Source organism: Sphaerimonospora sp. CA-214678 (assembly GCF_050942215.1).
In the GTDB taxonomy this organism is placed as follows: domain Bacteria; phylum Actinomycetota; class Actinomycetes; order Streptosporangiales; family Streptosporangiaceae; genus Sphaerimonospora.
Genome location: NZ_CP192056.1, coordinates 1732339 through 1758449, shown reverse-complemented (window position 1 = coordinate 1758449; position 26111 = coordinate 1732339). Strand labels below are relative to the sequence as shown.

Annotated in this window: 21 protein-coding genes; 7 read left to right on the top strand and 14 right to left on the bottom strand. The window is 70.1% G+C overall.

Annotated features, from left to right (window positions below; genetic code table 11):
• Nucleotides 1–52: 52 nt before the first annotated feature.
• Both ilvD and ACQP1K_RS08160 read left to right on the top strand, forming a co-directional pair.
• A complete protein-coding gene (gene ilvD / locus ACQP1K_RS08165; RefSeq protein WP_433500268.1) occupies nt 53–1888 on the top strand; it encodes a dihydroxy-acid dehydratase in 1836 nt (611 codons plus the stop codon).
• A 306-nt stretch (nt 1889–2194) separates the two neighbouring features.
• Nucleotides 2195–2686, top strand: a complete 492-nt coding sequence (locus ACQP1K_RS08160; protein ID WP_433500267.1) for a helix-turn-helix transcriptional regulator — start codon at nt 2195–2197, stop codon at nt 2684–2686.
• A gap of 47 nt (nt 2687–2733) precedes the next feature.
• Here the strand turns inward: ACQP1K_RS08160 and ACQP1K_RS08155 are convergent, their stop codons facing one another.
• From ACQP1K_RS08155 to ACQP1K_RS08145, 3 genes are read right to left on the bottom strand one after another with little or no spacing between them, the layout of a single operon-like run.
• A complete protein-coding gene (locus ACQP1K_RS08155) occupies nt 2734–2946 on the bottom strand; it encodes an FmdB family zinc ribbon protein (RefSeq protein WP_433500266.1) in 213 nt (70 codons plus the stop codon).
• A 37-nt stretch (nt 2947–2983) separates the two neighbouring features.
• Complete coding sequence (locus ACQP1K_RS08150; protein ID WP_433500265.1) at nt 2984–3802, bottom strand: GNAT family N-acetyltransferase; 819 nt, start codon at nt 3800–3802, stop codon at nt 2984–2986.
• A 13-nt stretch (nt 3803–3815) separates the two neighbouring features.
• Nucleotides 3816–4325, bottom strand: a complete 510-nt coding sequence (locus tag ACQP1K_RS08145; protein WP_433500264.1) for an HNH endonuclease — start codon at nt 4323–4325, stop codon at nt 3816–3818.
• A 314-nt stretch (nt 4326–4639) separates the two neighbouring features.
• Here ACQP1K_RS08145 and ACQP1K_RS08140 point away from each other — a divergent pair, with 314 nt between their 5' ends.
• The gene (locus tag ACQP1K_RS08140; protein WP_433500263.1) at nt 4640–6721 is read left to right on the top strand and encodes a prolyl oligopeptidase family serine peptidase; all 2082 of its coding nucleotides are present in this window, start codon (nt 4640–4642) and stop codon (nt 6719–6721) included.
• 24 nt (nt 6722–6745) lie between these two features.
• Here the strand turns inward: ACQP1K_RS08140 and purU are convergent, their stop codons facing one another.
• From purU to ACQP1K_RS08120, 4 genes are all read right to left on the bottom strand, one after another.
• Nucleotides 6746–7594, bottom strand: coding sequence for a formyltetrahydrofolate deformylase (gene purU / locus ACQP1K_RS08135; RefSeq protein WP_433500262.1), 849 nt, complete (start codon nt 7592–7594; stop codon nt 6746–6748).
• A 119-nt stretch (nt 7595–7713) separates the two neighbouring features.
• Nucleotides 7714–9720: a tetratricopeptide repeat protein gene (locus tag ACQP1K_RS08130; protein WP_433500261.1), complete on the bottom strand. Its 2007-nt coding sequence runs from the start codon at nt 9718–9720 to the stop codon at nt 7714–7716.
• A 208-nt stretch (nt 9721–9928) separates the two neighbouring features.
• Complete coding sequence (locus ACQP1K_RS08125) at nt 9929–10435, bottom strand: GNAT family N-acetyltransferase (RefSeq protein ID WP_433500260.1); 507 nt, start codon at nt 10433–10435, stop codon at nt 9929–9931.
• Complete coding sequence (locus ACQP1K_RS08120; protein ID WP_433500259.1) at nt 10432–12054, bottom strand: XRE family transcriptional regulator; 1623 nt, start codon at nt 12052–12054, stop codon at nt 10432–10434. Before ACQP1K_RS08120 ends, ACQP1K_RS08125 begins: the two co-directional genes overlap by 4 nt.
• Before the next feature lie 327 nt (nt 12055–12381).
• Between ACQP1K_RS08120 and ACQP1K_RS08115 the strand changes: the two genes are divergently transcribed.
• The 4 genes from ACQP1K_RS08115 to ACQP1K_RS08100 all read left to right on the top strand — a co-directional run bounded on the left by ACQP1K_RS08115 (nt 12382) and on the right by ACQP1K_RS08100 (nt 16160).
• Entirely contained in the window at nt 12382–12642 is a 261-nt protein-coding gene (locus ACQP1K_RS08115; protein WP_433500258.1) for a hypothetical protein, read from the top strand.
• Nucleotides 12643–13118: 476 nt separating this feature from the next.
• Nucleotides 13119–14132 carry a mechanosensitive ion channel family protein gene (locus tag ACQP1K_RS08110; RefSeq protein WP_433500257.1) on the top strand — a complete coding sequence of 338 codons (1014 nt, stop codon included), beginning with the start codon at nt 13119–13121 and terminating at the stop codon, nt 14130–14132.
• Between the two features lie 45 nt (nt 14133–14177).
• Entirely contained in the window at nt 14178–14561 is a 384-nt protein-coding gene (locus ACQP1K_RS08105) for a globin (RefSeq protein ID WP_433500256.1), read from the top strand.
• 30 nt (nt 14562–14591) lie between these two features.
• Nucleotides 14592–16160, top strand: a complete 1569-nt coding sequence (locus tag ACQP1K_RS08100; RefSeq protein WP_433501514.1) for a glycoside hydrolase family 13 protein — start codon at nt 14592–14594, stop codon at nt 16158–16160.
• Between the two features lie 8 nt (nt 16161–16168).
• Here the strand turns inward: ACQP1K_RS08100 and ACQP1K_RS08095 are convergent, their stop codons facing one another.
• The 7 genes from ACQP1K_RS08095 to cobA form a co-directional block, all read right to left on the bottom strand.
• Nucleotides 16169–16630, bottom strand: coding sequence for an acyl-CoA thioesterase (locus tag ACQP1K_RS08095; RefSeq protein ID WP_433500255.1), 462 nt, complete (start codon nt 16628–16630; stop codon nt 16169–16171).
• Between the two features lie 79 nt (nt 16631–16709).
• Nucleotides 16710–18374 (bottom strand): energy-dependent translational throttle protein EttA, encoded by a 1665-nt coding sequence (gene ettA, locus ACQP1K_RS08090; protein WP_433500254.1) that lies wholly within the window; start codon nt 18372–18374, stop codon nt 16710–16712.
• A gap of 144 nt (nt 18375–18518) precedes the next feature.
• Nucleotides 18519–19925, bottom strand: a complete 1407-nt coding sequence (locus tag ACQP1K_RS08085; RefSeq protein WP_433500253.1) for a GGDEF domain-containing protein — start codon at nt 19923–19925, stop codon at nt 18519–18521.
• A 254-nt stretch (nt 19926–20179) separates the two neighbouring features.
• Nucleotides 20180–20794, bottom strand: coding sequence for a single-stranded DNA-binding protein (locus ACQP1K_RS08080; protein ID WP_433500252.1), 615 nt, complete (start codon nt 20792–20794; stop codon nt 20180–20182).
• Nucleotides 20795–20915: 121 nt separating this feature from the next.
• On the bottom strand, nt 20916–22547 hold the full coding sequence (locus ACQP1K_RS08075) for a GTPase family protein (RefSeq protein WP_433500251.1): 1632 nt from the start codon (nt 22545–22547) through the stop codon (nt 20916–20918).
• Between the two features lie 88 nt (nt 22548–22635).
• Nucleotides 22636–24777, bottom strand: a complete 2142-nt coding sequence (locus ACQP1K_RS08070; RefSeq protein ID WP_433500250.1) for an AAA family ATPase — start codon at nt 24775–24777, stop codon at nt 22636–22638.
• Nucleotides 24774–26006 carry a uroporphyrinogen-III C-methyltransferase gene (cobA, locus tag ACQP1K_RS08065; RefSeq protein WP_433500249.1) on the bottom strand — a complete coding sequence of 411 codons (1233 nt, stop codon included), beginning with the start codon at nt 26004–26006 and terminating at the stop codon, nt 24774–24776. The genes ACQP1K_RS08070 and cobA overlap by 4 nt, the downstream gene beginning before the upstream one ends.
• Nucleotides 26007–26111: the final 105 nt, after the last annotated feature.

The following is a 26111-nucleotide window of genomic DNA, read 5'->3' as shown; positions in this document are numbered from 1 at the left end:
GTCGATAGCCGTACCATTTGAAGACTCGTAGTCTTCGGATGGGAGTCCGCCCATGCCCGCGCTCAGGTCTCGTACGGTCACACACGGCAGGAATATGGTCGGTGCCCGGGCGCTGCTCAGGGCCACGGGCGTGGCGGGCAGCGACTTCGGCAAACCGATCGTCGCCGTGGCGAACAGCTTCACCCAGTTCGTCCCCGGACATGTGCATCTGCGCGAGGTCGGCGACGTGGTCTCCGCCGCCGTCCGGGAGGCCGGCGCCATCCCCCGCGAGTTCAACACGATCGCGGTCGACGACGGCATCGCGATGGGCCACGGCGGCATGCTCTACTCACTGCCGTCCCGGGAGCTCATCGCCGACGCGGTCGAGTACATGGTGAACGCCCACTGCGCCGACGCGCTGATCTGCGTCTCCAACTGCGACAAGATCACTCCGGGCATGCTGCTCGCGGCCTTCCGGCTCAACATCCCGACGGTCTTCGTCTCCGGCGGCCCGATGGAGGCCGGGAAGACCCCCGGCCGCAAGCTCGACCTGATCGACCCGATGATCGCCGCAGCCGACGACAGCGTCTCCGACGACGAGCTGCTCGCGATGGAGGAGAGCGCCTGCCCGACCTGCGGCTCCTGCAGCGGCATGTTCACGGCCAACTCGATGAACTGCCTGGCGGAGGCGATCGGGCTGGCGCTGCCCGGCAACGGCACGACGCTGGCCACCCACACGGCGCGCAAGGGGCTGTTCGAGAAGGCCGGCCGCACGATCGTGGAGATCGCCCGCCGCTACTACGACCAAGACGACGAGTCGGTTCTGCCGCGGAGCATCGCCACCCGTGACGCGTTCGAGAACGCGATGGCGCTCGACGTGGCCATGGGCGGTTCGACCAACACGATCCTGCACCTGCTGGCCGCGGCCCGGGAGGCCGGGGTCGAGTTCGGGCTCAAGGAGATCAACGAGCTCTCGCTGCGGGTGCCGTGTCTGTGCAAGGTCGCACCGGCGACCTCCAAGTACCACGTCGAGGACGTGCACCGTGCCGGCGGAGTCCCCGGCATCCTCGGCGAGCTCGACCGGGCCGGCCTGCTCCACCGCGATGTGCCCACCATCCACTCGGCCTCCCTGGCCGACTGCCTGGCCGCGTGGGATCCGAAGTCGCCCGAGGTCACCGACGAGGCGATCGAGCTGTGGCACGCCGCCCCCGGCAACGTCCGCACGGTCCGGGCCTACTCGCAGAGCGCCCGGTGGGAGACGCTCGACCTCGACCGGGCCGATGGCTGCATCCGGGACATGGAGCACGCCTACACCCGCGACGGCGGTCTCGCCGTGCTGTACGGCAACCTGGCCCAGGACGGCTGCGTGGTGAAGACCGCCGGCGTGGACGAGTCGATCTGGCGGTTCTCCGGCCCGGCCGTCGTGTTCGAGTCCCAGGAGGCGGCGGTCGAGGGCATCCTCGGCGACCGTGTCAAGGCCGGCGACGTGGTCGTCATCCGCTATGAGGGCCCCAAGGGCGGCCCCGGCATGCAGGAGATGCTCTACCCCACGAGCTTCCTCAAGGGCAAGGGCCTCGGCAAGGTGTGCGCGCTCATCACCGACGGCCGGTTCTCCGGCGGGACGTCGGGCCTGTCGATCGGCCACGCCTCTCCCGAGGCGGCGGAGGGCGGCATCATGGCCCTGGTGGCCGACGGCGACATCATCGAGATCGACATCCCGCGCCGGACGATCGAGCTCAAGGTCACGGACGAGGAACTCGCCACCCGGCGGGAGCGGCTGCTCACCGACCTCGGCGGATACCGCCCCCGTGACCGGCAGCGCTCGGTCTCGGTGGCGCTCCAGGCGTACGCGGCGCTGACCACCTCCGCCTCCACGGGGGCGTCCCGCGACCTGTCCCAGCTCTCCTGACAGCCACCCAGCCCGGCCCTCCCGGCAGCCACCCAGCCCGTGATCTTGCAGCTCGCACACTGCAAGATCACGGATGGTCGAGTCGCAGGTCACACGGGCTGTCTGCGAGTTTCTGCAAGATCACGACATGCGAAGCCGCAGGCGGCGAGCCGATCCTGCGAGGATTCGCAAGATCACGGCGGGGGTGTCCCCGGGAGGGGACGTACCCGGGGGCGTGTGGCCATGGAGCTAGGGTACGATAGCCTGTTCGAGAAAAGCCGATAGCATGTTCGGAAAAATGTCAGTGCCCGTCGTTATCGTCAGGGTATGGCCAACGTCACACGGCAATCGCTGACCGCGGCGGAGATCGCCGCCCTCGCCCTGTCACTCGCCCATCTCGGGGCCGGCCCGCAGTCCGTCACCGCCCGCCGCGGGCTGCGTCACGCATTCGACCACCTCGACCTCGACGACGACGTCATCGCCACCACCCTGACCACGCTCACCACACCGCTCGCGCCCGACGTCGCCGGACGGGCGAGGCTGATCGCGAACGCCGTCACCGCCCGGCTGGTGATCCGTCTCCAGTATCACGACGCCGCGGGCCATCTCACGTTCCGCGACGTCGAGCCGGTGACCTGCCTGGTCCACGGGGAGTTCTGGTACCTGGTCGGCTGGTGCCGGCTGCGCCGGGGCATCCGGGCGTTCCGGTTCGACCGGATAGTCGCGGTCGAGCCGACCGACCTCCCGGCCCGGCCGCACCTGCCGGAGCGTTATCTCCCTTTCCAGCGGCGTACGGCCAAGCGCCGCGCCGCGGCCTGACCGGTCATCATGTCAAGCACGTTGCGGGCGGACCGGCCGGAGCCCGGTCAGCCGCAGCAGCCACCGCCGCAGCAGCCTCCTCCGCCGCCGGAGGGGCGCGGCGCGGCGGCGGCCCGCCCGGTCATCGCGACCGTGGACAGCAACTTCACCGTGTCGTCATGGCCCGCCGGACAGGCGGCCGGGGCGTTCGCCTCGGCCATGGGCCGGTTGAGCTCGAAGGTGGATCCGCACGCGCGGCAACGGTAGTCATAGCGAGGCATGCCCATAGGGTACGGCCTGCGCCGCCGGAAGGCCTCCCTAGGAGAAGTCGATCGTGAGGTGGTTCGCGACCTGGCGGAAGCCCAGCCTCCGGTAGATGGAGTTCGACGTGGGGTTGGAGAGGTCGGCGAACAGCAGCACCTCGGTGGCCCCCTCGTCCATCGCCCTCCGGCTCACCGCGTGGGTGGCGGCGCTGCCGTACCCGCGGCGGCGGAACTCGGGAGGCGTGTAGACGGGCCCGATCCTCGACATGCCGGCGACGGGGGTGGAGAGCGCGGCGAGCGACACCCGGCGATCACCGTCCTCCCACCAGATCAGCTCCTCACGGTTGACCCGTGCCGAGACGACCGGGGTGGGGTCGGCCGTGCGGTCGATATGAGCCTCGTCCTGGAACTCGCGGAACCACCGCGCGGCCTCGTCGACCTCGCCCGCCGTGACCGTACACGCCCTGCCCGGGACGGCGCACGGCGCGAGCGTGCCGAGCCGGTAGAGCCGCTCGGCCCGCCGGCTCGTCTCGGGCCGCCACCACTCCCGGCCGAACGCCTCCACCATCTCCACCGCGCCTCGGGCGGCGTGGACCGTCCGATCCATCTCGATCAGTTCCCGGGCCAGCGGAGGCAGCGCGTGTAAGGGCATGTCCGCGATCCCGAGCGGGTAGGGGGGCGTGTGCGTGATCACACCCGCCACCTCCCCGTCGTCGTCCTCCAGCCAGCCCATCAGCGGATCCTCGGCGAACTGGCCGGCCCGCAGCCCGAGCAGCACGGTCAGCAGGACCGTGTTGCCGGCCGGGTCGCGCAGCAGCCACGGCTCTGCCACCGCAGCGAACTCCTCGACGTCCCTCGTGAACGACCATCTCATCAGGACCGGCCTATCACGCCGCCGGTTTGGCGAGGTAGGGCGCCCACTGGGGATCGCCGTCGAATTGCGCGCCGATGAGCCGCCAGTGCATCCCGCGCGGTGCCACCGGGGTCGCGCGCAGGGTCCACCCCAGCTCCTCCAGCAGCTTGTCGGCCTTGTAGTGGTTGCACGGCATGCACGAGGCGACGCAGTTCTCCCAGGTGTGGGGACCGCCCTTGGATCTCGGCACGACATGGTCGATGGTCTCGGCCCGCTGTCCGCAGTAGGCGCAGCGGAAGTCGTCCCGGCGCATCAGCGCGGCCCGCGTGAGCGGGATGCGCGAACGGTAGGGGATGCGCACGTAGCGACGTAGCCGGATCACCGAGGGCACGTCGAACGTGCAGGTCGCCGAGCGAAGTACCGCGCCACACCCGTCGTGGTGGACGACGTCCGCCTTCTCTCTCAGCAGCAGGACGACTGCCCGGTGCAGGGAAAGCGTGGTCAGCGGTTCGTATGTCGCGTTGAGCAGCAGGACTTGGCGCATCAGCCGGCCTCCCCGACAATCCCGGCTGTGCGCCTTGGTTGTTGGGGTCCCTTCTTCTGGGACCCGGATGCTTCCGTCACAGGGACCTCCGCCGGACGGCCCAGCGGATCGTCACCACGGCACCGCCCTTTCCCCAAGAGTGTGGCCTGCACAGCGACCGTTTCGCCACCCCATATACGGAGCACCGGGCTGGCGATCGGGACGCCTGGGCTTCTTATTCCCAGCCGATCATCCACTTACGCCCGACTTGGCCGGGTACGGACGGCGAGCCGTCAACAACGCCTGATGTCAGCCGACTGTTCTAAAGTGCCAGCATGACGCGACTGCCGTACCCGCCCGCCCGCCGCGACGACATCGTCGACGACCTGCACGGAACGCCGGTGCCGGATCCGTACCGCTGGCTGGAGGACCCGGACGATCCGGCCACGAAGGAGTGGCTGGACGCACAGGATGCGCTGATGCGCGAGACGGACCTGCCGGGCCGCGAGCGTTTCCGCGACCGGATCGCCGAGCTGCTGCGCTCGGGATCGGTCGGCACGCCTGTGTGGCGTGGCGAGCGCCGGTTCTTCACCCGCCGTACGCCCGATCAGGAGCATCCCGTCCTCTACGTGGCCGAGGGCGACGCCGAGCGGGTGCTGCTCGACCCGACGGCCCTCGACTCCTCCGGGCTCACCACCCTCGACTCCTATCAGCCGGACAAGGAGGGGAACCGGCTGGCCTACCAGATCTCGGTGGGCGGCGACGAGGAGTCACGCCTGTTCGTGCTCGACGTGGCGACCGGCGAGATCGTCGAAGGGCCGATCGACCGATGCCGCTACTCCCCCATCGCCTGGCTGCCCGGCGGCGAGGCGTTCTACTACGTACGCAGACTGGCGCCCACCGAGGTCCCTCAGGGCGAGGAGCAGTTCCACCGCCGGGTCTACCTGCACCGCGTCGGGACCCCGGCGGACGACGACGTCATGATCTTCGGGCAGGGCCTGGAGAAGACCAACTACTACGGCGTGGCGGTCTCCCGCGACGGCCGCTGGCTGTCGATCTCCGCCTCGCGTGGTACGGCCCCGCGCAACGACCTGTGGGTGGCCGACCTGTCGGCCTCACCGGTGGAATCGCCGGAGCTGCTCACCGTGCAGCAGGACGTGGACGCCCAGACCGGGCTGCACTTCGGCCGCGACGGGCGGCTCTACGTCTTCACCGACCTGGACGCGCCACGCGGGCGGGTCTGCGTCACATCGCCGCACACACCGGCGCGTGAGCATTGGCGTGACCTCATCCCCGAGGACGCCGAGGCCGTGCTCAGCGGCTTCGCGATCCTGGACGAGACCGGCGGCGGGGACGACGCGGCCGAGCCGGTCCTGCTCGTCGGGTGGACGCGGCACGCGATCTCCGAGGTCACGATCCACGCCCTGGAGAGCGGCGAACGGGTCGGCGATGTGCCGCTGCCCGGCCTCGGCTCGGTCGGCGCCCTGATCGAGCGCCCGGAGGGCGGCCACGAGGCCTGGTTCAGCTACACCGACAACATCACGCCGACGACCGTCTACCGTTTCGACGCGAAGACCGGCGAGACCACCATGTGGGAGGCCCCGCCGGGCGCGGTCGAGGTGCCCGAGGCCCACACCGAGCAGGTCGTCTACCGGTCCGAGGACGGCACCGAGGTCCGGATGCTCGTGGTCTCCCGGGCGGGAGACTCCGGGCCCCGGCCCACGATCCTGTACGGCTACGGCGGCTTCGGCATCTCGATGAACCCCGGCTTCTCGGCCTCGACGCTGGCCTGGGTGGAGGCGGGCGGCGTCTACGCGGTCGCGCAGCTTCGCGGCGGCGGTGAGGAGGGCGAGCAGTGGCACCGCGACGGAATGCTCGCCCACAAGCAGAACGTCTTCGACGACTTCCACGCAGCGGCCGAGCATCTGATCTCCACCGGGGTCACGACGGAGGACCGCCTCGCCATCTCGGGCGGCTCGAACGGCGGCCTCCTGGTCGGTGCTGCGCTCACCCAGCGGCCCGACCTGTACGCCGCCGTGGTCTGCTCGGCGCCGCTGCTCGACATGATCCGATACGAGCGTTTCGGTCTCGGGGCGACCTGGAACGTCGAGTACGGCTCGGCCGAGGTCGCGGAGGAGTTCGGCTGGCTGTGGGGCTACTCGCCCTATCACCACGTGCGCACGGGGACGGCCTACCCCGCCACGATGTTCACGGTCTTCGCCTCCGACACCCGGGTGCATCCGCTGCACGCCTGGAAGATGGCGGCGGCCCTTCAGCACGCACAGGCCGGGGACCGACCGATTCTGCTGCGCAACGAGGCGGAGGTCGGCCACGGCGCACGGGCCGTGAGCCGGTCCGTCGATCTCCTGGCCGACCAGCTCGCTTTCATCGCCGCCCACACGGGCCTGAAGGTGTAGCCTGCCCGGTCGACGAGGGCCCGTTCAGCGGGGAAAGATGATGGTCTTGTGGCCGTCCAGCAGCACGCGGTGCTCCGCGTGCCATCGGACGGCCCGGGCCAGCGCCTGGCACTCGAGATCGCGGCCGAGCGCGGCGAGGTCCTCGGGTGAGTGGGTGTGGTTCACCCGGGCCACCTCCTGCTCGATGATCGGGCCCTCGTCGAGGTCGGGCGTGACGTAATGCGCGGTGGCCCCGATCAGCTTGACCCCGCGCGAGTACGCCTGATGGTACGGCTTGGCGCCCTTGAACGACGGCAGGAACGAGTGATGAATGTTGATCATGCGGCCGGCCAGTTTGGCGCACACCTCCTCCGACAGCACCTGCATGTAGCGGGCGAGGACCACCATGTCGGCACGGTAGTGGTCGACCAGTGTGAGCAGCTCGGCCTCCTGCCGGGGCTTGCTCTCCGCGGTGACCGGCAGGTGGTGGTAGTCGATGCCGTACGACTGGGTGAGCGGCCGCAGGTCGGGATGGTTCGAGGCGACGGCCACGATCTCGATCGGCAGCAGACCCGACCGCACCCGGTAGAGCAGGTCGTTGAGACAGTGGCCGAGCTTACTGACGAGCACGAGCGCCCGGGGCTTGCCGGCGAGATCGAAGAGCTCGAACTCCATGCCGAACTCCGGGGCGAGCGCGGCGAAGGCCGTGCGAAGCTCATCGATGCCCGGCCGGCCGGCGAACTGGACCCGCATGAAGAACCGCTCGGCCATCGGGTCGCCGAACTGCTGGCTCTCGATGATGTTGCAATCGTGGCGGGTCAGCAGCCCCGAGACCGCCGCTACCACTCCGGGGCGATCCGGGCAGGACAGGGTCAGCACGTATTCAGCGCTCATGCTTCGAACCTCAACGACTTCGATCTTCAGCGGCGGGGTGCTGCTGCTCCCGTCCAAGGGTAAAGCCACGGGCCGGCCGAAGGCGCCTCGCCCACCTCACGGGGCTCGCGGCCCCCATCTCACCTCGCCTTTTCCTGGCGTTCCAGCGCGAGCCCGATGTCCGGATCACCGGGTGCGAGGGCATGGGCCCGGCGGAAGTCCAGCCCGGCCTCGTCCGGCCGCCCGAGATCCATCAGGGCCGTGCCCCGGTTGAAGTAGAGCGCGGCGTCGTCGGCACCGGTGCCCCCGAGCTCGATGGCGTGGGTCAGGTCCTCCACCGCACCCGTCGCGTCGCCGGTCTCGTAGCGCAGCACCGCGCGGTTGGCCCAGGCCGAGGTGAGACGGGGATCGGCCGCCAGGGCCGTGTCGTACGCGACCCGTGCCTCGGCGAACCGTCCCGCGGCGGCCTCCAGCTGACCGAGCACGCCGTGCAGGTGGGCATTGCCCGGATCGAGCGCCAGCCCGGCGGCGACGTCGCTTCTGGCCGCCTCGTGCTCGCCGAGCATCTCCAGCACCCCCGCACGGTTGACGTACGCGTCGAGGTGGTCCGGGTCCAGCTCCAAAACGTGATCGAGGTCGGTCCTCGCGCGTTCCAGCTCCCCGGCGGCCAGACGGACCTCGGCCCGGTTGTAGTACGCCTCCGGCAGCGGCGGGCTCATCCGCATCGCGGTCTCGTAATCGGCCACCGCTTCGTCGGCGCGGCCCAGCTCGAACAGCAGGTTCCCCCGGTCGAGGTAGTGGTCGGGAAAAGCGGGATCGATGGCGATGGCGCGGTCGAAATCACCCAGGGCCTCGGTGGCCCGCCCCATCCGCGCGAGCAGCTGGGCCCGGTTGGCGAGCAGCACCATCCGATGCACGGGATGGACGTGCGGGGGAAGCTCACGCCGCGCGAGATCGAGCGCCGACTCCACCAGGCTCAGCGCGGCCTCGACCCTCCCCTGTCGCAGCTCGATGAGCGCCCGTCCGTTCCGGTCGAACCCGAGCTTGAAGGCCCGCTCCCGCCGGTCGGGCAGCAGCGTGGAGATCGCGATGGCCTCGTTGATCCAGCCGGTGGCCCGGCCCAGGTCGCGCCGGCGCGGATCGGGGTGGCGGGCGTCCAGCATGGCCGTGCCGTACGCGGCGGCCGCGTGCACGGCGGGATCCTCGCTCACCCTCCTGGCCCGGTCCCACAGCCGCAGGGCGTGGTCGCGGCGGCCCAGTCCGGCCAGCGCGGTGGCGGTGCGCTGGGTGAAGCGCCACCACAGGTCGGTGCCGGGGGTGGCGAGTGCCAGCCCGCGCTCGCCCAGCTCGGCGACGGCATCGAGAAACCCCTCCAGGACGCAGTGGTCCACCGCCGCCCACAGCACGTCGAGCGCGGCGTCCCGGTCGCCGCCGTGCTCGAGATGGTACGGCAGCGCGCCCAGCGCGAATCCCCGCGTGCGCTCGGGATCGGCGGCGAGCTGGGCGGCGCGCCGGTCGTGGCGGCGCGCCCGCTCCCCGGACGGCAGCGCGAGATACGCCTCGTAGGCGGCGGGATCGTCGTCGGTGCCGTCGGACGCGATGTACCGGTCGGCACGATCACCGGGGTGTGGTTCCAGCTGATCATCCGACTCTCCCCGGCCGGCCGTCACCTCGACCCACCCCGCCGTGTGCCGGTGCGGCCGCGCCGAGCCGAGCGCCAACGTGAGATCGCCCGCCCGCCGGGCCAGCACGCCCAGCAGTTCACGGTCGGTGGGGTCGGCCCGGTGCACGTTGTCGGCGGCGAGCGTCCGTGAGCCGGGCAGGCACTCGCGCAGGCAGCCGTCGACGAACTCCGCGATCCCATTGGCGATGCGCAGGGTCCGCCGTGGCGCGGGGACCAGAATCCGCTCGGCTTCCGGGATGCGCGCCTCGATGCTCTCCCGGCGAGCGGGCACCATCGGGCGCAGATCAGGAGCGGCCGCGCGGATCTCGATGTCGTGCGCCGCGACGAGACCGGGGGAACGCTCCAGCGCGATCGGCACGAGCGCGCGGAGCACCGCGCCGCCGATCGTGTAGGGACCACACAGCCGGCGGTGCCCGTTGACAACGGGCGTCAGAAGGGGCGGCGACTCCAGGGTCCGGAGCACCCGCGAACGGTCACGGGAGAGGTTTCCCCTGACCCAGAAATGGCGACCGCCGCCTTTCACCCCTTGTGGATGACGCTCGACGTCCCGGTGAGCCGCACCGTACCGGGCTTACGGATGATGATCTTTTTCATCGTGCCTCTCTCCCGAGAAACTGAGAACAAGGCACAAGTATCGATAGACATCCGCAATCCGCCAAGGAGAGGAAGTATTATCTATCTATCGAAATCGGTGCAACCACGGCATTCAGCTGCTTTTCGCCATATACCACGACGACATCTCCGCGGATCTCGCGGCGCAGCTCCCGCCACCCCGATTTCCGATACAGCTCGACGGCCGCCATCTGTCGCAGTGTGGTGTCGCCCCGCAGCACCGAATAGCCCAGCAGCCGGGCCCGGCTCTCGAGCGCCGCGGCCATCTGCGAGCCGTAGCCGCGCCGCTGGTGGTCGGGATGGACGCGAAGACGGCACATCTCGGCGGTCTCGTCGTCGATGCGGCGCAGACCGCCCATGGCGACGATCCCCGAACCGGCCACCTCTCCGACCAGGAACTCGCCCCGGTTGGCGAGGTAGATCTCGGTGATCCGAGGAAAGTCATCGTCGTAGTAGACGCCATCGCCCGGCACGACGCCGACCTGGGCGAGGCCGATCTGGTGCAGGGCCCAGATCGTGTCGAGATCTGACCACCGGTATCGGCGGATCCTGAGCCGGGGTGTCATGCCCCGCTCACGTTGCGGCTGACGACCTTGCGCGAGCTGACCAGATCGCTGAACTCGATGATCTTGGGATGGTCGCCGTACTCGTCCCGCATGGACTTGATCAGGTCACGCGCCGGGCGGAGCATCAGGTCGGTGCAGTAATCGTTGGAGATCACCTCGAGCGCTTCCCTGCCCATCGCCAGCGCCGCGTCCAGGTCTCCCTCCAGGTGCCGGCACAGCGCGCGGTCGAAGCGGATAAGGGTCTGGTCGAGCAGGTCCTCTCCGGTGTATTTGCCCAGCGCCTGCTGCAGCAGGACGTCGGCCTCCAGGGTCTGGCCCAGCTTCACGAGGACGTCGCCCTGGTAGAAGTAGAGCTGCCGCTCGGTGTAGCCGAAGGCCGGATCCTCCTGATCGCTCGCGTTCATCTGGGAGAACGCGGCCCGGGCCCGATGCAGCGCCCGCTTGGCCTGCTCCACGACCTCGTGACGGGGAGCGCCTGTGGTCGTCATCTTGGCCAGGGCCCTGGCCTCGACGACCGGCGCCATGGTCCGGGCGGCGCAGGGCGTCTGGCCGGCCAGATCGCGACTCTTCCTGGCCAGGCTCAGCGCCTCACGCGGGTCTCCGTAGTAGAGCGGGACCAGGGACTCCCTGGCGGTGACCCAGGCACGCAGCGCACGGTCGCCGGTCTCGTCCGCGGCGAGCCGGCCGGTACGGAAGAACGCCCGCGCCTCACGATGGTCGCCCAGGTCTATCATGATCATCCCGGCGAGCCCGGCGAGCTGCGCGGCCATCTTGCACAGCCGCTCCTGCATCTCGATGGGCTGCCGGCGCTCCAGCGCACGGCGCACGGCGGAGAATTCCAGCAGCACATCGCAGAGCAGCCGATTGGGCTGGGTGTTCATGTACAGCCGGCCGAAGCCGTTCGTGGTCTGCTCCCAATGATCGAGCATCGTCGGCGAGACGGTGGAGCTCACTATCGTCTGGTCCATCCGCCGCCGGAGGTTCTCCACGGCGCCGAGCACCTGGCTGTCCGGGGCGAGCGCGGCCTTGTCTCCCTCAGCCCCCCCGGCGACCCCGCCGGCGCCGACGGCACCCACACCGCCGACGAGGAGCTGCAGCAGCGTCCTCCGTAGCACGTTCTCGTCCTCCTCACCCCCATTCGCCGAGGGATCGCCGCCGTCCGGCGGAACCCGTGTCTCACGCACACCGGGGGAAGTCTCAAGTCGTTCTTCCTGCTGGCCTCCGCTACCCCCGGCCTTCGTGATCATGTGGCCGTGACCGCAGATGCAGGGACCATCGAATCCGAGGGCGAGCGGTTCGACCCGGTAGACCGAGCACAGGTAGTGGAGATACTCCGGGCCGGGACGCTTCATGCCCGACTCGTATGCGGACAGTAGCGTCTCGCCGATCCCCGGGACGGGTTTTTTGTCTCTTTCGAAGAGTGCCCGCACCTGCTCGATGACGTCGGCGAGGGCGATGCCGTTCGAGAGGCGATGAGCTTTGATCCTCGTCGTCCCGAACTGCGGCTCGCACACCTCGTGGATCTCCTGGGCGATCACGGCCGGGCCGCGACCGACGGCGAGGCCGCGCGCCCGGATCCGACGCGCGGTCTCCGTCTCCCTGTGTTGCCTGCCGGACATTCCGGCCCCTCTCTCACGGCCGGGCCGCGCTCGCAGCCCAACGTTTCCCGACCGATCCACTCGGTGACGCAGAGTAGCGACTCCGTCGCACTCTGCCCACACCATAATGATGGACCAAAGTTGGCGCGGCCAAGTCTCGACTTTGGACGAGCTGATTAAGGATCGTCCCCCCATTGGGGGTTTCTTTCAACCAACTTGGAGGTTCCCTATACCTCAGCGGTTCCCGGGCCCGTTGACCGGCCGCGTTCGGTGAGTCATCTTGGGCAGGCCGAACATCTTGAGCGGCGATCACGAACCGGTCGTCAGCCGAAATAAAGGAGGACCTCGTTGGGAGAGGATGATTTCCGGCGATTGGAACATCTGGTCTCCGAACTGGACGCCCGGGGACTGATCGCCCGTGTCATACGCACCCCCTCAGGCCGTGCCTACGTCCGCGTCATCAATCCGAACGCGACCAGCCTCACCGAGAACGTCGTCTGCCAGGCGACCGACTACTGGTGGTCCTGGGGCGAGCGCATGCACCGGGGGGACGACCCCGCGGGAGCGGCCACGAAGGTCGCCCGAGTGCTGGCCGCGGTGAGCGAGTAGGGAGTCCGAGGAGACCCTCTCGTCGCGGGGAGGGTCCACGCAGCCACGGACACACCGCCACCGCGGTCCCCGGGGCCGGCGAGACGTCCGGTGCGGAGCGTTCCCCAGGCCGTTTCACCACGTCCTGGCCGGAACGTTGCGGCGTCACGCCGGCCCCCATACCCGCGGCCATCCGCACGTCCGCATACCACCGGTACGGCCCGCCGTACCGGAAGACCGCCGTCCGAGCCGATCCGGGGAGCCACCCGGGCCACGGGGCGGACGGTCATCGGGGGGATCTCCTCTCGGAGAACGGCGACGGGCGCGCTTCCGGGTGCGCGTCCCCGCTCTGCCATCCGTCACCGAAGCACACCCGCAGCGGCTGCGGGCGTGCTTCCGTCTCCCCGGCGATGTGACGGGGGCCGGTTCGATCGGCAGTATGGGAACGTCTTACCTTCCTGTTGCCCGTTCGAAACGATCCGAGGGGGATCCGCTCCGTGTTCCCGCTGATGTTCCTTGCGCCCAGCCCGAGCCCGTCCGACGAGATCTACGATCTCGATCAGGCGGCGGCGAACACGGCGGCGGCCTGTGAGAAGGGCGAGGGACTCTTCTGCACGATCCTCAACGCCGTGGTCCCCGACCGGGATTTCCCGTCCTGGGTGCCCCTCGTCGCGGGGTTCGCCGACGTCCTGATCGTCCTGATCCTGATCCTCACCGGGGCGCTGATCGTACGGAACATCGTCCACCGGCTGATCACCCGGGTGACGCTCAGGGCCAGCGCCGGTGTGCTGCCCGAGCGGCTGCGCAACCGGGCCCTGCTGGTCTCGGACGCGACCGCGGCCATCGTGACCGAGCGCCGCAGGGCGCGGGCCGAGGCGATGGGGTCGGTGCTGCGGAGCGTGTCCTCGGTGCTGATCCTCGGCACCGCCGCGCTCATGATGCTCGCCAAGCTGAACGTTCAGCTCGCCCCGCTGCTGACCAGCGTCGGCATCCTCGGCGTCGCCATCGGCTTCGGCGCGCAGGAGCTCGTCAAGGACTTCATCGCGGGCATGTTCATGCTCCTGGAGGATCAGTACGGCGTGGGCGACGTGATCGACACCGGCTCGGCCATCGGCACGGTCGAGGCCATCACCCTGCGGATCACCCGCCTCCGCGACGCGGACGGGAAGGTCTGGTACGTGCGCAACGGCACGATCAGCCGGGTCGGCAACGAGTCGCAGGGCTGGTCGAGGGCGCTGGTCGACGTGCCGGTGTCGTACGACTCGGATCTGGGGGCGGTGCGCGACCTGCTGAAGACCACCGCGATCGAGCTGTGGGAGGACCCCGACTTCCAGCGGACGCTGATCGTCGAGGAGCCCGAGGTCTTCGGCCTGGAGCAGATCTCCGCCTCGACCGTGATCTTCCGGGTGACCGCCAAGACCGCCCCGGCACGGTACCCGGAGGTCGCCCGCGAGCTGCGGCTGCGCATCAAGCGGGCCTTCGACGAGAAGGGCCTGGCCTTCGCCGGCTGACGTCGCGTTTAACCTACCGGTGGGTAGCTGGCCTAGTCTGAGACCGTGACGAGCGAGCAGACCGAGTCGTTCTATGACGCCGTCGGGGGCGAGGAGACCTTCCGGCGGCTGGTCCACCGTTTCTATGAGGGCGTCGCGACCGACCCGCTGCTGCGCCCGATGTACCCCGAGGAGGACCTCGATGGGGCGGAGGAGCGGCTTCGCCTGTTCCTCATCCAGTACTGGGGCGGCCCGAACACCTACAGCCAGCGGCGCGGCCATCCGCGGTTACGCATGCGGCATGTTCCGTTCGTCATCGGCGAGCGCGAGCGCGACGCCTGGCTCAAGCACATGCAGGACGCGATCCACGCGGTGGAGATGCCGCCGGAGCGCGCCGAGCAGTTCTGGAAGTATCTCGTCTACGCCGCCCACAGCCTGGTGAACGCATAATCCACACGCGTGGCGGGCAGCCACTCGAACATGGATGAGACCCCCTGGTGGCGCGATGCCGTCGTTTACGAGATCTACGTACGCAGCTTCGCCGACGCCTCGGGGGACGGCACGGGCGACCTCGCGGGCATCCGCGGCCGCCTGCCGTACCTCGCGGACCTCGGCGTCGACGCGATCTGGCTGACCCCCTTCTATCCCTCCCCCATGGCCGACGGCGGATACGACGTGGCCGACTACCGCGACGTGGACCCGGTGTTCGGGTCCCTTGCCGATTTCGACGACCTCGTGGCCGACGCCCACGCGCACGGCCTGCGGCTGATGGTGGACATCGTGCCCAACCACAGCTCCTCCGCCCATCCGTGGTTCCAGAAGGCCCTGGCGGCCCCCAGGGGGTCCCAGGAGCGCGACCGGTACGTGTTCCGGGACGGACGGGCCCCGCACGGCCCCGGCGAGAACGGCCCCGGCGGAACCGGGGGCGAGCCGAACAACTGGCTGTCCACCTTCGGCGGGCCGGCCTGGACGCGGGTGCCCGACGGGCAGTGGTACCTTCACCTGTTCGCGCCCGAGCAGCCCGACTTCAACTGGCGCAATCCCGAGGTGCGCGAGGAGTTTCTCGACATCCTGCGCTTCTGGCTCGACCGCGGGGTGGACGGCTTCCGCATCGACGTCGCGATGGGGCTGATCAAGGCCGAGGGGCTGCCCGACACCGGTCCCGGCTTCCGGTCCGCATCGCCGATGTGGAGCAGGCCCGAGGTCCACGACATCTACCGAGAGTGGCGCCGGGTGCTCGACGCGTACCCCGGAACGCGGGTCGCGATCGGCGAGGTATGGACCGACTCGGCCGAGGACCTCGCGCGTTATGTCCGCCCCGACGAACTGCATCAGAGCTTCAACTTCGCCTGGCTCGAGGCCCCGTGGTCGGCCACGGCGTTCCGCAAGGTCATCGACGACACCCTGCGCGCGGTCGCGGCGCCGACCTGGGTGCTGTCCAACCACGATGTCGTACGGCACCGCACCCGCTATGGCGAGGGATCGCTCGACCCGTCGGCCGGGCTCGCCCGGGCCAGGGCCGCACTGCTGAGCATGCTCGCCCTCCCCGGGTCCGCCTACCTCTACCAGGGGGAGGAACTCGGCCTTCCCGAGGTGATCGACCTGCCGCCGCAGGCCCGCCAGGACCCGGTGTTCAAGCGCTCGAACGGCGAGCTGCCGGGCCGGGACGGCTGCCGGGTGCCGCTGCCGTGGTCCGGGACGGCGCCGCCGTACGGCTTCGGCGACGGCGGGTCCTGGCTGCCCCAGCCGGACGACTGGGCGGAGCTGACGGTGGAACGGCAGGCGGCCGACACCTCCTCCACGCTGTCGTTCTACCGGCGGGCCCTGGCGCTGCGCCGCGATCTGCGGGGCACGCTGCCGGATGCGATCGAGTGGGTGCCCGCCCCCGGCGACGCGCTGTTCTTCCGGCGCGGTCCGCTGACCTGCGCGATCAACTGCGGTGAAGATCCGGTACGGCTGCCGCCGCACGAGCGCGTGCTGCTCTCCAGCGGTCCTCTCGCCGGCGCCGACCTGCCCGCCGACACCGCGGCCTGGCTGACGGACCGGTGATCCGATCCTCAGGACGTGACGAGGAACCCCTTCAGATGCGCGATCTCGTCCTCGCCGAGCCGGCGGGGACGGGCGTTGTCGATGTCATAGGCGACCATCACGCTGCGCGCCTCGACGTAGAGCGCGTCGTCGTCGCGGATCTCGTAGGCCAGATTGAACCGTACGGGGGTGATCTCGGTCACCCAGAGCTCCACCCGGACCGGCTCGATCCTGAAATCGAGGGCCCGACGATAGTCGATCTCGTGCCGGGCGACCACCAGGCCCGGCCTCGCACCACCGCTCTGCCGCCGCCGCATCGGGTAGAACATGGCCATCCGCGCGTCCTCGAGATAGTCGAAGAAGCGGACGTTGTTCACGTGGCCCAGGTTGTCGATGTCGGCGAAGCGCACCGGGCGCTCGAAGACGAATCGGCCTGCGGTTCCGGTGTCGCCGGGCGCCTGACACGTCGTCTGGCGATGGAAGTCGGTCACGGCAGCAACGTAGACCACCCGCGCCCCCGGAACGACGCCGGGGGTGCGGGTGGTCGGCCGTCCATCGGTCGGACGCGGGTCAGTCGCGGGTGAGCTTGCGGTAGGTGACCCGGTGCGGGCGGGCAGCGTCAGCACCCAGCCGCTCGACCTTGTTCTTCTCGTAGTCGGCGAAGTTGCCCTCGAACCAGAACCAGGTCGAACCTTCTTCCCAGGCCAGGATGTGGGTGGCGATGCGGTCGAGGAACCACCGGTCGTGCGAGGTGATCACCGCGCAGCCCGGGAACTCGAGCAGCGCGTTCTCCAGGCTGGACAGGGTCTCGGTGTCGAGGTCGTTGGTGGGCTCGTCGAGCAGCAGCACGTTGCCGCCCTGCTTGAGGGTCAGCGCCAGGTTGAGCCGGTTGCGCTCGCCGCCGGACAGGACGCCGGCGGGCTTCTGCTGGTCCGGTCCCTTGAACCCGAACGCCGCAACGTACGCACGCGAGGGCATCTCCACGTGGCCGACCTTGATGTGGTCGAGCCCGTCGGAGACGACCTCCCAGACGTTCTTCTTCGGGTCGATCCCGCCACGGCCCTGGTCCACGTAGGAGATCTTGACCGTGTCGCCGATCTTGATCGATCCCTCGTCCGGGCTCTCCTCACCGGTGATCATGCGGAACAGCGTGGTCTTGCCCACGCCGTTGGGGCCGATGATGCCGACGATGCCGTTGCGGGGCAGATCGAAGGAGATGCCGTCCATGAGCAGGCGCTCGCCGAAGCCCTTCGTCAGGTTCTCGGCCCGGATGACCGTGGTGCCCAGGCGCGGGCCCGGCGGGATCTGGATCTCCTCGAAGTCGAGCTTGCGGTACTTGTCGGCCTCGGCCGCCATCTCCTCATAGCGCTGGAGGCGGGCCCGGCTCTTGGTCTGACGGGCACGTGCGTTGGAGCGCACCCACTCCAGCTCCTCCTCCAGGCGCTTCTTGCGCTTGACGTCCTTCTGCCCCTCGACCTTGAGGCGGGCGGCCTTGGCCTCCAGGTAGGTGGAGTAGTTGCCCTCGTAGGGGTAGCAGCGGCCGCGGTCGAGCTCCAGGATCCAGGTGGCGACGTTGTCCAGGAAGTAGCGATCGTGGGTGACGGCCAGGACGGTGCCCGGATACTTCTCCAGGTGCTGCTCCAGCCACAGGACGCTTTCCGCGTCGAGGTGGTTGGTGGGCTCGTCGAGCAGCAGCAGGTCGGGCTGCTCCAGCAGCAGCTTGCACAGCGCGACCCGGCGGCGCTCGCCACCGGAGAGCTGGGTGACGTCGGCGTCGGGCGGCGGGCAGCGCAGTGCGTCCATCGCCTGCTCGAGCTGGCTGTCGAGGTCCCAGGCGTTGCTGTGGTCCAGTGCGTCCTGGAGCTTGCCCATCTCCGCAAGGAGCTCGTCGCTGTAGTCGGTCGCCATCTGCTCGGCGATCTCGTTGAAGCGGTCGAGCATGGCCTTGGTCTCGGCGACGCCCTCCTCGACGTTGCCGAGCACGGTCTTGGACTCGTTCAGCTTCGGCTCCTGCAGGAGGATGCCGACCGTGAAACCGGGCATCAGACGGGCCTCGCCATTGGACGGCTGCTCCAGCCCCGCCATCATCTTGAGCAGCGTCGACTTGCCCGTGCCGTTCGGCCCGAGCACTCCGATCTTGGCTCCGGGGAGGAACGACAGCGTGACGTCGTCGAGGACCACCTTGTCTCCGTGCGCCTTACGCACACGCTGCATCGTGTAGATGTACTCCGGCATGTCCCCAGCCTAGTGCCCATTCCTTCGAGCTTTGCCCGGTCACCTCGCCCGGGAAGCGCGCCTCACCTGCGGAACGCTCCTCGCCGGCTCGGGCTTTCCGCGGAGCGGAGGGAAGGCCGGCGGCCACGGCCGGTCGGGACGGCGCTAGGTGGTGCCGCCGGTGGCGTCGTCCGACCTGCGCGGGGGCGGCGCGATCGGGGTGGCGGGCAGGCAGATGCGGTCCCTGCCCAGTTCCTTGGCCCGGTACAGGGCGAGATCGGCGGCGGCGAGCAACTCGATGAGGTCGGCGCCGTGCAGGTTCATGACGGCGACACCGGCCGAGACCGTCACCGTGACCATCGCCTGCTCCGCTGCGACCGCCATCCGGCCGACCCGGGTGCGCAGCCGCTCGGCCACTCGGCGCGCCTCGTGCATGTCGGCGCCCGGCAGCAGCACGACGAACTCCTCGCCGCCGAACCGGCCCACCACGTCGTACTCACGGAGCTGACTGCGCAGTGTCGCGGCCACCTGGATCAGCACCTGATCCCCGACGAGGTGACCGTAGGTGTCGTTGACCTTCTTGAAGTGGTCGATGTCCACCAGGATCAGCGCGAGCGAGTCGCCCACGCGCTGTGCCCGGCCGATCTCCGTGTCGGCCTCACGCTGCCAGGCAGCCGCGTTGAGCAGCCCGGTCTTGGGATCGGTGCGCGCGGCCGCCTGCAACTGGGCGTGCAGCAGGCTGCGCTGGAGCAGCACGACGGGTGGCAGCAGGAGCAGCAGCAGCGCCGGGTTGAGCCCGCAGAGCACGGCGACGATCACACCGAGGCACAGTTCCACCGCGTCGAGCAGGAGACGCTCACGGTCCCACAGGACCTCGCCCCACCGGCCCTCCGGATCGGCCGCGTGGGCGGCGACGGCGATGAGGGCGGTGTTGAGCACGGTGAAGACGATGGCGCACAGCACCGCGAGGGCGATGGCCTGCCCGGTGCCTGCGGACAGTACACCGGCCACCGATCCGGCGTCCGCCACCGCCTCGACAAGTCCGGGCAGGCCCAGGCTCCAGGGCATGGCGGCGCCGTCGGACGGCCCGACGCTCCCGAACAGCCCGACGCGGTCGCCGGTCCACGAATGGAACAGCACCGACGCCGTGCCGGCCGCCAGCCCGATGGCTGCGGAGGTGAAGACCCTCCGGTAGAGAACCGTCGCCCGCACCCTGAGCTGGAGCAGGATCTGCAGTGGAACGGGTGCCAGCAGCGCGTAAACCGGCGGCAGCAGGAACGCCACCGGCAGCCACCAGGCCGACAGCAGATCGCGGGGGACCCCGGCCGGCATGCCGAGACGGCGGGTCGCCTCGATGCAGACGGCACCGCAACCCGTGAGCGCGGCGAACGTCGCCAGGTCGGCGAGACGGAACTCCGTCGATTTCGCCAGGACCCCGATCACGACCAGATCCAGCGTGACGATCGCGCACAGGTAGGCCACGAGCGCACGCGACTGGGCCAGCAGGGGCCACCGGCCCGGCGAGCAGATGGCGTCTCGCGGCTTCACAGAGGTCTGACCTGTTGCCGTCATGCCACCCCCCAACGCACCCAAAACAGTATCTCACGATGTGTAACACACTAGTTGCGGAGGGTGTGGAGCGCGACGGGAACCACTACGTTGGGATGCGGTGTTCTGTCACGTGGGTCCCCTTTCTGACCGAGGGCATCACCTGCCCCGACCCGGCTCAGATCCTCACGCGGCACAGACCGAGGCGGCACGAGCCCCGCGGAACCGACCGGCCCACGACAGCACCGCCCGCGGCGGTAGATCTCCGGCAGGCGTGATCAGGCGGCCAGCGGCCGGACCGCACCGCTCCCAGCGCCGTCGTCCCCCCTGCCGTCGTCACCGGCGTCGTCGTCTCCGGCGCGGTCGTCTCCGGCGCGGTCGTCGGGTCCGTCATCGGGGCGGCCGTCGCCCCCGATCCCGGCCTCGTCCTCGGGCGGCGGCCCGGGGGCCTCGGCGGAGGTGAGCTCCCACCGGCTCACGGCCTCCTCCATCGCCTGCCGGTCGTCCTCGACCGGCACGGAATGCGCGTAACTCCGGAAGGGTCTTTCGAACGCGGTGATGCCGTACTTCAGGTCGTGGCCCACTGAGATGGCCTCGACCTCGACCCAGTAACGCTGCTCCCCGTTGCGCTCGTACTGCTTGACGCGGAGCCTGCCGTACACCATGACCGGCTGGCCCTTACGCACCGACTGCTGGACGTTGTCGCCGAGCCGGCGGAAGCAGCGGACCGTGTAGAAGGTGGTGTCCCTGTTCTGCCAGGTGTTGGACTGCGGGTCGAGGAAACGCCGGTTGACGGCCATCCGCATGGTCGTGACGCGTGAGCCGTCCGCGAACCGGAACTGCTCGGGGTCCTTGGTGACGTTCCCGCTCAGCGTGACGTAGATGTCGCTCATGGAGTGCCTCCCACGGGTCCGGACGCTCGCCGGACCCGCAGCCCACCTTGGCCCGCACCACCCGGGCTCCGCGGCACCGAACCCCGTTCTGTGGACAACTCGCTTTCTCTCCGCGCGCTGATCAGCGGTTGGCGGTGGCCATGGCGGCGAAGTACTCGTTGTAGCGGCGCAGCTCGCGCTCCACCGGTTCGATGACCATGTCGTTGGTGAGCGCCCCGACCCGGCGTCGCATGTCGCGTTCCATCCGGTCGCGTTCCCTGCTCGCGTCGAGCAGTACGAAATTTCTGCCGGCCGCCCCGGACAGAAGACCGAGCACGAGCGCGCCGACCACCATCAATCCCAGCCACGGCAGCATGGCGACGTCGCCGAGCAGTTCGGCGGGCGGCCTGCCGAGCTTGAAGACACCGTACGCGAGGATGGAGCCGCCCCAGGCGAAGCCGACCAGGGAGGTCACGACCAGCAGGTACTGCCAGATCTTGAACAGCCACCACCAGCCGGGCATCCGGTCGAGCGGCGGAGCGATCTGGGCGAGTTCCCTCGACAGCGCCTCGGTGAGCCGTCCCGGCTTCGACCGTGCGGTCTCGCGCACCCCGCGCTGCCACACCTCGGGCATGCCCCCGGTCAGCCCGTTGACCAGGGACAGCACGGCGTTGTCCACCTCAGCGGGCTGGGCGCTGACCGTGCTGCCGACGAGGCCGCGGATCTCCTCCTTCACTCCACCGAGCCGCAGGCTGCTCGCGGGATCGGGCCGCAGTCTCGCGGCCACCCGGGCGTACGGCCAGCCGACCCAGTCGAGGGAGCGCACGCCGTACACGTTCTCGATGGCCTCGCCGAGCGCGGAGACGCCGACGGCGTCGCACAGCGCGTCCGTCAGCTCGGCCCGGCGGGTGCCGTCGACGGTCGGCTCGACGTGCCGGATCTCCGGCAGGTCAGCGGCGAGGCGCAGCATCAGCCGGTCGAGGTCGGCCTCCAGCCGCTGGTGCGCGGCCCTGCGGGCGACGACGGACTCCGCCAGGACGGCCTTGAGGTCGTCGATTCCCCTGCCGGTGGTGGCCGACGTCGCGATCACCCGGGGGTGGGCGACGCCCTCACGCCGGAGCAGGTCCTCCAGGTCTGCGACGCACTCGGCCTGCTCCTCGGGCGTGAGGCGGTCGCACTGGTTCAGTACGAAGACGGTCACCGCGTCGTGCCCGGCCAGATCGGTGACGTAGCGCCGGTGAACGGACGCGTCGGCGTACTTCTGCGGGTCGAGCACCCAGACGATCAGGTCGGCCGCCTGGATCAGGCGGTGGGCCTCGGGGTCGGTGAGCGCTCTGATCGAGTCGTGGTCGGGCAGGTCGAGCAGGATGAGACCGTGGAGCCTGCTCTCGCCCTTGTCGAGCGCGCTGGCACGGGCGAAGCGGTGCCGCCACTGGATCTGCAGCCAGTCGAGCAGCGGGCCTGCGCCGTCGAGCCCCCACACGCAGGCATGGGTGCGCGCCGTGGTCGGCCGCCTCACCCCGATCGGCGAGAGCTCCAGCCCGGAGACGGCATTGAACAGGGACGACTTGCCGCTTCCGGTGCCCCCGGCCAGGGCCACCACGGTGTGGTCCGGCGAGAGCTTCATCCGGTCACCGGCTCGCAGCAGCAGTTGCGCGGCCTCGGTCAGCAGGGCCGGATCCACCCTGCCCTGGCCGAGTTCGACGATCTGGGAGAGGGCCGCGAGCCGAGTTCCCAGCCCGTACTGCCTCTCCGCCGTACTGACAGCGCTCATCGACTCCTCACCGTCGTGCCGGGGGCGCGCGTATCGAACCCGGTGCCGAAGGCGCGCGTACGGAACCTCAGGCCGCAGGCACGCTCGGTCATCGTGCCGCCTCGAGGTTGTAGGTCGCCTGGTACAAGCGGGTGGCCGCGGCCTCGTCCGGAATCCCGGCACTGTCCAGAACGTCCACGTAACGAAGCATCTCCTCGTCGAAGAGCAGGCCGATCCGCGCACGTAGATCGCTGCGGGCCTTGGCGCCGATGCTGCGCAGCGACTCCGCGCCGAGCAGCCCGCGCAGCAGCCGCTGGGGCAGCGAGCTGGTGCCCGTGCCGACCGCCGTCATGTCGGTTGAGCCGTACCCGAGCAGGCCGACGGTGAAGATCAACGCGAGCGATTCGACATCGAACGAGATGATCTTCGCTACCGACCGCTTGGTCACGCCCTCGGTCCGGATCAGCTCGGTCACATAGTCCTGCCAGGACGTGATCGCGCCGGCCGTCCTGCGCACCAGTTCCTCGGAGTGACGGCCCAGACCCGGGGTGGCGGCCAGCCGATCGCCCGCCCCGGCCCGGTGCCCCCAGCGCACGACGACGTCTTCGGCCGCCCGCTGGGCGGCCGAAACGATCATGGATTCCAGCGCGGTGCGCAGTGCCGATCTGAGTGCCAGGACCCGTTCCGGCCCCTGCTGACGGCTCTTGCCGCCACGCCGCAGTTGAAGCGTGCGCATGAGGTCGCCGGATCCGGCGAAGTCCTGCCAGCGGGCCAGCACCTCACCACGCAGCAGCGAGCCGTTGCGGGTGGCCTCGTCGATCTCGGTGAGCACGCCCGCGTAGGCCGCGTCGACGTCCGAACGCAGGTCGGCCCGGAGGGCCACCTGGGTTTCCAGGTGGCGGGCGAGCGCGGGCAGCCGGATACGGAAGCTGTTGAACACACCGTTCAGCGTCGCCCGTACGGCCGATGCGCGCCGCTGGTCGTCGACGGACAGCTCGGCCAGCCACATCCGCAGCTCGGCTATCTCCGCTTCGGGCAGCCGGCCGTCCCTGACCGCCGTCTCGTTGATCACGAAACGCTCGACCTCGCCCAGGCCGTACTCGTCGAGCATCCGCCCGAAGTGCTTCACGATGACGTCGCGCGACCTGGCGGGCACCCGGGAGAGCACGATGACCAGCCGCGCGCCGCGTTCCTTGGCCCGGCGCAGCAGCCCCCAGGAGGGGGCGTCGGCGTACCGGGCCGCCGTGGTCACGAACATCCACAGATCCGCCACGTCGAGCATCCGGTGGGCGATCTCGTGGTGTTCCTCGGCGACCGAGTCGATGTCCGGGGTGTCCAGCAGGGCCACGTCCTGGGGCAGCCGCGGCGTCGGGACCAGCGTCACCCCGCCCGGCCCCGCTGCGCCGCCCGGCCCGCCGGGCCTGGTCATGCCGCCGAGCAGGTCGCCCGCCGCATACCACTCGTAGTCGTCGGGATGGCAGGCGAGCACGGGGGTCGCGGTCGTGGGGCGGCGCACTCCCGTGGCCGTGACCTTCTGCGCGGCGAGCGTGTTGACCAGGGTCGACTTGCCCGCGCCGGTGGAGCCCGCCACGACGATCAGGGCGGGCGCCGTGCTGAGGTGGACGCGTGGGATGACGTAGTCGTCGAGCTGGGCCAAGACGGCGGCCTGTGCCTTGCGCGCCTCGTCCGATCCCGGCACGTCGAGCCCGAAGTGCAGCCCCTTGACCGCCACGCGTAGCTGGTTCAGCGCCTCGGTCAGCGCCGTCGACACCGGTTCCGGCAGCGACAGCTCCCGGCGACGCCGGCCGCCGGCCGGAGCCTCCCTCGGTCTGTCGTCCTGCGCCTCATCCTCCTGCGCCTCATCCTCTTGGGGCTCGGCCGCTCCGGACCCGCCCGTCTCGGAAACGTCGTCCTCGCCGCCCGTTCCGGGGTCCGCCGCCGGCTCGTCCGCATCGGCGTCATCGCCGATGCCGGGGTCGGCCGTACCGCCGGGAGAACCGCCGGCACCAGTCACCGTGTCGTCGCCGTCGGATGCGGGCCCGGCCGCTCCGGTGCCGGGAAGACCCGGGTCGAGATCTCCGGCATCGATCGCACGGAACGCGATCGTCTGCTCGGCAGGCGTCTCCGTCTCCGCCCGCGTGCCGTGCTCATCCGGCTTCACGGAGTGCGCGTCGACGGCCGGCTCGGCGGGCACGGCGGCACCGCCCCCGCTCGCGGAATCGTCCGGCGTCTGCCTGGCTGCGGATTTCACGGGATCCGCTCCGCTCGCACCATTTCGATCTCCTGGCCGACTCTGACGACCTCGCCGATGATCGCGATCGCCGGTGGCCGTACCCCGACCGCGGCTACCCGTTCCGCCACCGTCGACAGCGTGGCGGAGACGGCTCGCTGCGTCGGAAGCGTACCGTCCTGTACCACCATCGCGGGAGTTTCCGGTGAACGTCCCTCTTTAAGCAGAGTGTCGGCTATATCCGCGATCCGCTCGACCGCCATCAGGAGGACCAGCGTCCCTCGCGACCTCGCCAGGGCCGGCCAGTCGACCGTGGACCGGGGATCACCGGGGGGGACGTGCACCGAGACCACGTGGAAGTCCTGGCTGACGCCGCGGTGGGTGACGGGGACTCCCGCCGAAGCGGGGACCGCCACCGCGCTGCTGACCCCGGGCACCACGACCACCGGGATTCCCGCCCGCGCGCAGGCGATGGCCTCCTCGCCGCCGCGGCCGAAGACGAACGGGTCGCCGCCCTTCAACCTGACCACGAACTTGCCCTCGCGGGCACGCTCGACGAGCACCTCGTTGATCTTGTCCTGGGAGAGCGAGCGGCCGTACGGCACCTTGGCCGCGTCGATGAGTTCGACGTCGGGCGACAGCTCGTCGAGCAGGGCACGGGGCGCGAGACGGTCCGCGACGACCACGTCGGCCTGCGCGAGCAGCTGCCGGCCCCTGACGGTGATCAGGCCGGGATCTCCTGGCCCTCCGCCGATCAGTGCGACACCGACGGGCTTGGTGCGGTGGCGGCGGGCGTCGACCGTGCCGTCGCGCAGCGCGCCGACCACGGCGTCGCGGATCCCGGCGGCGCGCCGGGGATCGCCTCCGGCGGTCACGGCCACGCTCACCTCGCCGACGCGTCCGCCGGCCGGCGTCCAGGCCGCCGAGGCGTCCTTGTCGTCGGCGCGCACGCACCAGATCCGTTTCGCCTCCGCCTCGGCGGCGACCGCCGTGTTCACATCTCGCTGATCGGTGCAGGTGTGCACCAGCCAGGCGCCGTCGCAGTCGCCGACCTGGTAAGGCCGGGACTCCCAGGTCACCCGGCCGGCCGCGATGAGATCATCGAGGGCCGGGGTGACGCTGGGCGAGACGAGGGTCACCGATGCGCCGGCGGCGAGCATCGCGGGGATCCGCCGCTGGGCGACATGTCCGCCGCCGACGACGAGCACCCGCCGCCCGTCGAGGCGCAGGCCGAGCAGGTAGGGCGCCATGACCCCTGTCTCCCCAATCCGTCAAGCATGCGTTGTTAGGAAGCAAACCTACCGTCGGGCCGCGACGGCATCCACTGGTTGGGCCCCGAGCGTGTCGGCACAGCG

Bases quoted from the DNA above. Each gene is read 5' to 3' on its own strand.
- ilvD (WP_433500268.1), top strand. From the start codon at position 53: ATGCCCGCGCTCAGGTCTCGTACGGTCACACACGGCAGGAATATGGTC.
- ACQP1K_RS08160 (WP_433500267.1), top strand. From the start codon at position 2,195: ATGGCCAACGTCACACGGCAATCGCTGACCGCGGCGGAGATCGCCGCC.
- ACQP1K_RS08155 (WP_433500266.1), bottom strand. From the start codon at position 2,946: ATGCCTCGCTATGACTACCGTTGCCGCGCGTGCGGATCCACCTTCGAG.
- ACQP1K_RS08150 (WP_433500265.1), bottom strand. From the start codon at position 3,802: ATGAGATGGTCGTTCACGAGGGACGTCGAGGAGTTCGCTGCGGTGGCA.
- ACQP1K_RS08145 (WP_433500264.1), bottom strand. From the start codon at position 4,325: ATGCGCCAAGTCCTGCTGCTCAACGCGACATACGAACCGCTGACCACG.
- ACQP1K_RS08140 (WP_433500263.1), top strand. From the start codon at position 4,640: ATGACGCGACTGCCGTACCCGCCCGCCCGCCGCGACGACATCGTCGAC.
- purU (WP_433500262.1), bottom strand. From the start codon at position 7,594: ATGAGCGCTGAATACGTGCTGACCCTGTCCTGCCCGGATCGCCCCGGA.
- ACQP1K_RS08125 (WP_433500260.1), bottom strand. From the start codon at position 10,435: ATGACACCCCGGCTCAGGATCCGCCGATACCGGTGGTCAGATCTCGAC.
- ACQP1K_RS08120 (WP_433500259.1), bottom strand. From the start codon at position 12,054: ATGTCCGGCAGGCAACACAGGGAGACGGAGACCGCGCGTCGGATCCGG.
- ACQP1K_RS08100 (WP_433501514.1), top strand. From the start codon at position 14,592: ATGGATGAGACCCCCTGGTGGCGCGATGCCGTCGTTTACGAGATCTAC.
- ettA (WP_433500254.1), bottom strand. From the start codon at position 18,374: ATGCCGGAGTACATCTACACGATGCAGCGTGTGCGTAAGGCGCACGGA.
- ACQP1K_RS08085 (WP_433500253.1), bottom strand. From the start codon at position 19,925: ATGACGGCAACAGGTCAGACCTCTGTGAAGCCGCGAGACGCCATCTGC.
- ACQP1K_RS08080 (WP_433500252.1), bottom strand. From the start codon at position 20,794: ATGAGCGACATCTACGTCACGCTGAGCGGGAACGTCACCAAGGACCCC.
- ACQP1K_RS08075 (WP_433500251.1), bottom strand. From the start codon at position 22,547: ATGAGCGCTGTCAGTACGGCGGAGAGGCAGTACGGGCTGGGAACTCGG.
- cobA (WP_433500249.1), bottom strand. From the start codon at position 26,006: ATGGCGCCCTACCTGCTCGGCCTGCGCCTCGACGGGCGGCGGGTGCTC.